Source organism: Mesorhizobium sp. M7A.F.Ca.CA.004.06.1.1, assembly GCF_003999135.1.
Classification (GTDB): domain Bacteria; phylum Pseudomonadota; class Alphaproteobacteria; order Rhizobiales; family Rhizobiaceae; genus Mesorhizobium.
In genome coordinates this window covers 1-5,491 of the sequence record NZ_RZPQ01000390.1, presented here as the reverse complement: position 1 = coordinate 5,491, position 5,491 = coordinate 1, and the positions used below count along the sequence as shown (strand labels likewise).

At 63.8% G+C, this 5,491-nt stretch carries 2 protein-coding genes; both read left to right on the top strand.

Going from position 1 to position 5,491, the window contains the following annotated elements; translation table 11 throughout:
• A partial coding sequence (locus tag EN906_RS21355; RefSeq protein WP_206529146.1) for a HutD family protein occupies nucleotides 1-379 on the top strand: 379 nt, incomplete at its 5' end.
• Between the two features lie 267 nt (nucleotides 380-646).
• On the top strand, nucleotides 647-5,491 hold a 4,845-nt coding region (locus EN906_RS21350; RefSeq protein ID WP_281060453.1), incomplete at its 3' end, for a glucoamylase family protein.

Here is a 5,491-nt window from a genome sequence, read left to right as displayed (position 1 = left end):
CCTGGAGATTGCCGGCCACCCGCCGACATCCATAAACAGGACGACCGCCCTGTTTTCTTTCCCGGCCGACGTGCAGACCTCGGCTGCGCTGATCGGCGGGCCGATCACCGATCTCAATGTCATGACCCGCCGAAGCCGGGTGACGCATTCGGTCGAACGCCTGGTGATTTCGGCCCCCGTGGAAGTCCGGACTGAAGCCGGCACAACGCTCATCCTATGCTTGGACGGCGACGTCAGCGTGCCCGCCGCTGAACCGGTCCGCCTCGGTCCGCTCGACACGCTGCTGTCCGGTCCGGTCAGCACCGGCCTGCTCGTCCAACCCGCCCATGAGGCAACGCTGTTCGTGATCCGGATCGGCTCTGTCGCCGGCAACGATTAACGCTTGTTTCCAAACATGATCGCGGCACCGGCGAAATATAGCGTAAGCTGCTGGCGGCATCACGAAAAAGCCTGAATCCTCTCCGCCGATCTGGCCTGGCGGGAAGTGGGGTGCTTGTCTTTGAGTTTTGCTGAGAGACGACGCCCTGTCGTGGTGCGGAAACAAACTTTCGGCAAGTGGGGTTTATGCAACCAATTGCATTTGAACCGGTTTTAGGGCCATTGCCGTGGCGGTGACGCCGCTCAGTGCCCGCTTACGGAATTTTCAATGAATATTCAGACGAATCCTGCCCAAATCGAGAAGACAAGCGCGAGCTTCCCGGCCATCACGGAAGAGCCGATTCGATCCAACTTTCTGCCCGAAGAGCGTCTTCGTGTGCTTGGCGAAAGCCTGGCAAAAGGCGACCTCACGGATCTGTTCGGCCTGACGCCCTTCGATTTTCAGGCCCGTATCCGGGACAGCGCCAAGAAGATTTTGGAAGTCTATCGGTCGACCAATGCGGCGCAGGCGAGGGGCGAGACGATCACGCCGGCGGCACAATGGCTGCTCGACAACAATTACCTGGTCGAAGAGACCATTTTCCAGGTCAAGCGCGACCTGCCGCGCCGCTTCTATCGCCAGTTGCCGACCTTGAAACTGCCTGACGGCGGCAGCGTTCCGCGCGCGCTGGCGCTGGCGTGGACCTATGTCGCGCATTCGGACAGTTCCGTTTCGGCGACGATGTTCAAGTCCATCGTCCAGGGTTTTCAGTCGGTCGAGCCGCTGAAGATCGGCGAGCTCTGGGCGCTGCCTTCGCTGTTGCGCTTCGTCCTGATCGAAAATCTCCGCCGGCTGGCCGTCAGGGTCAATCGCACCCGCCAGATGCGCCAGATCGCCAACGATGTGGCCGACAAGGTCCTGGCGACCGACGACAGCGCCGACCGGCAGTCGATCCTGTCCAATTTCAGCGCGCATGCGCAGGACACCACCTTCGCCACCCAACTGCTCTACCGCCTGCGCGATGGATCGCAGAATGCCGGCAAGGCTCTGGAATGGCTGGAAGGCGAGCTCGAAAAGACCGGCTCCGATGCTGAGGAAATCATCATTTCCGAACATCACACGCTGTCCAGCGGCAATGTGACGACGGGCAACATCATCCGCGGCCTGCGCCTCATCAACGACGTCGACTGGACGGTGTGGTTCGAAGGCGTCAGCCGCATCGACACCGTGCTGCGCGAGCGCACCGATTTCGCCGCGCTCGACTTCTTCTCGCGTGACCAGTACCGGACCGCGATCGAGGAATTGGCGCGCCGTTCGAACCTTTCGGAATATCGCGTCGCCGAGAAGGCTATCGAGTTGGCCGGCCACGCCGCCAGCGATGGCGACGGAGACGTGGTTTTAACCGGGCCCGCCCACACCGATGTCGGCTTCTTTCTCGTCGGCCCACGCCGGCTCGAGCTGGAGAAGGCGATCGGCTATCGACCCACCATCAGCCAGACAGTCAAGCGTGCCTTCCGCAAGACCGGGTGGCTCGGCATCGTCGTACCGGTATTTGCGCTGACGGCGCTGCTTCTCGTTCTCTCCGGCAATGCCCTTGCCAATCTCGGCCTGTCGGTGCCCTCGATCGTCCTGATGCTGGCGCTTTTTGCCGTGCCGGCCAGCGAGGGCGCGCTTGCCTTCTTCAACACGGTCGTATCGCTGTTCCTGAAACCGACGCGTCTTGTCGGTTATGATTACCGGCACGGCGTGCCGCCCGAGGCGCGCACGCTGGTGGTGGTGCCGTCGCTGATCGGCTCGCGCGACGATGTCGAGGAAAACATCCGCAACATCGAGGTGCATCATCTCGCCAATACGGCCGATGAAATCCATTTCGCGCTGCTGTCGGACTGGCCGGACTCGAAGACCGAGATCGATGCGGCCGACACCGAAATCCTCGAATTCGCCCGTGCCGAGATCGCTCGTCTCAACGCCCGCTATCCGTCCGAAGGCGCGCCGCGTTTCTACATCCTGCACCGGCGCCGGCTCTTCAACGCGGCGCAAGGGGCCTGGATGGGCTGGGAGCGCAAGCGCGGCAAGCTGCACGAGCTCGATCTTCTGCTGCGCGGCGACAGCGACACCACGTTCCTGCCGCTCGACGTGCCGCTGCCGGAGAACGTCGTCCATGTGATGACGCTCGATGCCGACACGCGCACCACCCGTGACGCGGTCGCCACCCTCGTAGGCAAGCTCTGCCACCCGCTCAACCGGCCGCATTTCGATGCCAGCAAGCGCGTCGTCACCGCCGGCTACGCGATCCTGCAGCCGCGCATCACCGCGTCGCTGACATCAGGCGACGATGCGTCGTTCTTCCAGCGGGTGTTTTCGGCCAATCGCGGCCTCGACCCTTATGTCTTTGCCGTGTCCGATCTCTATCAGGACGTCTTCGGCGACGGCTCCTTCACCGGCAAGGGCCTTTATCACGTCGACGCCTTCGAGGCCGCCCTGCAGGGCCGCATCGAGGAAAACACCATCCTCAGCCATGATCTGCTGGAAGGCGCGCTGGCGCGCGCGGCGCTGGTCACCGACGTCGAACTGGTTGAGGACTATCCGACCCGCTACTCGGTCGACGCCTCGCGCCACCATCGCTGGGCGCGCGGCGACTGGCAGTTGCTTGGCTTCATGCTCGATCCGCGCTCCGGCGTGCCGGCGCTGTCGCGCTGGAAGATGATCGACAATCTGCGCCGCTCGCTGACGCCGATCTTCTGGGTGATGGCGGCGATCGCCGGCTGGACGCTGCTGCCCTTCACGCAGGCCGCGCAATGGCAGGCCCTGCTGATCCTCAGCCTGTTCATGGCGCCGACATTCGATATCGTCAACGCCATCCTGCCCAAGAGCGGCGACCAGACGCCACGCGGCCATTTCTCGGCTCTGGCGCGCGACGTCGCCTTCGGTACCGCCATGGTGGCGCTGAAGATCGTGCTGATGGCGCACAATGCCTGGATGATGGGCGATGCCATCGTGCGTACGCTCTACCGGCTGTTCGTCAGCCGCCAGAACCTTTTGGAATGGCGCACCGCCTCGCAGGCGCACAAGGCGGGCGACAACGATGTCGGATCGTATTACGGCATGATGTATGGCGCCGTGATCATCGGCTTCGTCGGCCTTGCCATTCCGGTGCTGGCCGATTCGACCGGCGCCTTCGTCGCCTTCTTCTTCGCCCTGTTCTGGATTGGCTCGCCGGCCATCGCCAGCTGGATCAGCCGTTCGGCCGAAACCGAGGATCGGCTGCGCATATCGCAGGCCGACATCCATACGTTGCGCACGGTGGCGCGGCGCACATGGCACTATTTCGAAAGCTTCGTAACGGCAGAGCATCACCATCTGCCGCCGGACAATTTCCAGGAAAGCCCGGCGCCGGTGGTGGCGCCGCGCACCTCACCGACCAACATCGGCGTCTACCTGCTGTCCGTCGTTTCCGCCCGCGACTTCGGCTGGATCAGCCTGTCCGACGCCATCACCCGCATCGACGCCACCATGGCGACGATCGAGGGCATGCCGCGTGAGCGCGGTCACCTCTTCAACTGGTACGACACGACGACACTGAAGCCGCTCTATCCGCTCTACATCTCGGCTGTCGACAGCGGCAATCTCGCTGGCCATCTGGTGGCGGTGGCTGCGGCCTGCGCCGAATGGGCCGAAGCACCTTCCGTCCATCTCCAGGGCGATTTCGAAGGCATTCTCGACACGGTCACCATCCTCAGCGAAAGCCTCGATGATCTGCCCGACGACCGCCGTCAGTTGCGCCCGCTGCGCCAGCGTCTCGCCGACCGCCTCGACGGCATGCGGCGCGCTGTCGACACGATCAAGGCGCAGCCCGAAATGGCGTCGATCCGCACCATCAACCTGGCTGTGCTGGCCGGCGAGATCCGCAAATTGGCCACCGCCATCCATACCGAGGCGGTGTCGCCCCAGAGCGACGTCATCGTCGACTGGGCGGCAAGGCTGGAAGCCACCTGCGAAGCGCACGTCCATGACGCGCACAGCGACGACAATGCCGTCGAGGCGCTGCGTGCCAAGCTGCTCACCTTGCGCGAGCGCACGCGCCGTTACGCCTTCGAGATGGATTTCTCCTTCCTGATGCGGCCGGAGCGCAAGCTGTTGTCGATCGGCTACCGGGTCGAGGAACACCAGCTCGACGAGAGCTGCTACGACCTTCTGGCTTCCGAAGCCCGGCTGACCAGCCTGTTCGCCATCGCCAAGGGCGACCTGCCGACCGAGCACTGGTTCCGGCTTGGCCGGCCGATCGTCGAAATCGGTTTCCAGGGCGCCCTGATGTCCTGGTCCGGCTCGATGTTCGAATATCTGATGCCGCCGCTGGTGATGAAGGAGCCGCAGGGCTCGATCCTCAACCAGACCAGCAAGCTGATCATCAAACGCCAGATCCAGTATGGCCGCCAGAAGAACGTGCCGTGGGGCATCTCGGAGGCCGCCTACAATGCGCGCGACCGCGAACTGACCTACCAATATACCAATTTCGGCGTTCCAGGCCTCGGGCTGAAGCGCGGCCTTGGCCAGAACACGGTGATCGCGCCTTACGCCACCATACTGGCGGCCCAGTTCAATCCGCGTGAAGCCGTGCTGAATCTCTCCCGTTTGCGGGAGATCGGGGCGCTCGGCCGCCACGGCTACTACGATGCCGTCGACTTCACGCCGCAGCGCGTGCCGGAAGGCACGGATCATGTCGTCGTCCAGAACTACATGGCCCACCATTCGGGCATGTCGATCGCGGCGGTTGCCGACGCCATCTTCGAAGGTCGCATGCGCGACCGCTTCCACAGCGATCCGGTCATCGAATCGGCCGAACTCTTGCTGCAGGAGAGGGCGCCGCGCGACATCCCGACCGCGACCGTCAGGACCGAGGCCGACGAACGCTCCAAGGACGAGACCGAGGTCGACAGCCCCGACACCCGCATCGTGCTCAATCCGCTGCAGTCGCTGCGGTCGACCAACGTCATGTCGAACGGCCGCTATTCGGTGATGGTCACCGCGACCGGCTCGGGCTACAGCCGCTGGGGCGATCTCTCCGTCACGCGCTGGCAGCCGGATCCGACCGAGGACCGGCTCGGCTCCTACATCTTCCTGCGTGACGCAGGC